Source organism: Priestia sp. P5_B4, from assembly GCF_056400385.1.
In genome coordinates, this window is the sequence record NZ_JBFULJ010000811.1 from 1 (window position 1) to 1741 (window position 1741).

The window sequence follows — 1741 nt, forward strand, 5'->3', positions numbered from 1 at the left end:
TTTCTGCTTTATGCAGCTTTTTATACATCCTTGATATGACGACATTTACTCGATACCTAAGTGGGAGGTGGATGAATAAAAAGTGCACATTTTATTCATATGCCTGTACGGTAAAATATAGTCTATAGGGAGACTGAACCCCAAAAAGAATTGATATTTAACATAAATTTCATTAAAAGAAATACTTACTCATGCCATTTTTAAATATAGGTAGGGTCTTAGTCACTAGCTCTTCTGGTGAAATAGGTCTTCCATCTTTATTCCATGAGTATGTAGCTCCGTATATACTCCAACTCAGTATAGTAGATAGGGTCGTTACCAATTGTTTGTCCTCTAATACAATGGTATTTTTAGTGTCTTTTAGCAAAAGATCAGCTATTAGCTTTTGTAACTCTTCTTTAATTTTACTTTCTATAATAGTTCCTAAAGAATTGTAACCTTTAGGACATAAGTCACTTAACTCTTTATGGTGATCACACATGGCTAGAAAAATATTTGCAATGACTTCTTCATTGAATCCCTCGTGACCATTTAGTCCTTTTTTCAATTTGTCTGTAAAAGTATTGGTGATGGTGGAATGTAATAAATCAAATTTATCGTCAAAGTGCGCATAAAATGTAGCGCGGTTAATAGTAGCCTTTTCACTGATATCACGTACCGTTATATTGTTGAAATCTTTTTCACTAGCTAACGAAATAAAAGAGTCTACAATCAATTGTCTTGTACGAAGTATTCTCGGATCTTTTTTTGGCATAATCAATTTTTTCTTCTCCTTTTTAGGCTACACAATGGTGTTTAAAAACGACAATACAATAGAAGTGTTGTGTAAACAACATAGTAGCCATTTTGGTGGTTGTTAATAGTTCTTTTTCATCTTATCATCAACTATACAACGCACGTTGCTTAAATAACACATGTTTTTGTGGAAGGGTTTTGATCAAGCAAATTGTTGTGATCATTCAGAATCATACCCAAAAGATTGAAAATGCGATTGGTTCTTAATAAATAAAGTAGTGCCTATTATAACAAATGAACTCTCTTGGAAAAAATAGTTAGCTAAGAAGTTATGAAAGGAATTATATTATGAAAAATATTGTAATTGTCGGGGCAGGACCAGGATTAGGAATGTCTATTGCGAAGAAGTTCGGAAAAAACGGATTTCGTGTAGCGCTTATAGCCCGTAATGAAGAAAAGTTGAACCAACTGGTTATTGAACTAGAACAATTAGGCATTGAAGCAGCGTCATTTCAAGCTGATATATTAAATAAAGCCCAAATTAGTTTAGCTTTCGCAACGATCAAAGAGAAATACGGATTTATTGATGTGATTGAATACAGTCCAACTCCAAGTATTGATACAGTAACAAACGCATTAGATGTAACAGAAGAAAATGCGCTATACCAATTTCAATTCAACGTTTTAGGTGCGATATCGAGTATTCGAGAAGTGCTTCCGGATATGTTGGATAAACAAAGTGGAGCTCTATTATTTACGACAGGTGGAGCCGCAATCAATCCAGTACCAATGATGGGCAATGTCGGAATTGCAGTTTCCGGTCTTCGTAATTATATTTTCAATTTGAATAGTGAATTAAAGGACAGAGGTATTTATGCAGGGCATATTTCAATCGGAATCTGGATGCAGCCGAATTCGGGAGTTCAAGACAAAATCGCCGACATTTGGTATGACATGTACACCAAAAGAGATCGAGTCGAAGAATTTATTACGGAAGATAAAGTAT

The 1741-nt window shown here is 34.3% G+C and carries 2 protein-coding genes; one reads left to right on the top strand and one right to left on the bottom strand.

All coding sequences use genetic code 11. The annotated features are described in order from the left end of the window. Window positions 1-172: 172 nt before the first annotated feature. Window positions 173-754: a TetR/AcrR family transcriptional regulator gene (locus AC1DRF_RS26220; RefSeq protein WP_427077305.1), complete on the bottom strand. Its 582-nt coding sequence runs from the start codon at window positions 752-754 to the stop codon at window positions 173-175. A 329-nt stretch (window positions 755-1083) separates the two neighbouring features. On the opposite strand from AC1DRF_RS26220, the gene AC1DRF_RS26225 reads away from it, so the two are divergent. Beyond that, window positions 1084-1741 (top strand): SDR family NAD(P)-dependent oxidoreductase (locus tag AC1DRF_RS26225; RefSeq protein ID WP_427077304.1); only part of this gene is annotated, 658 nt, incomplete at its 3' end.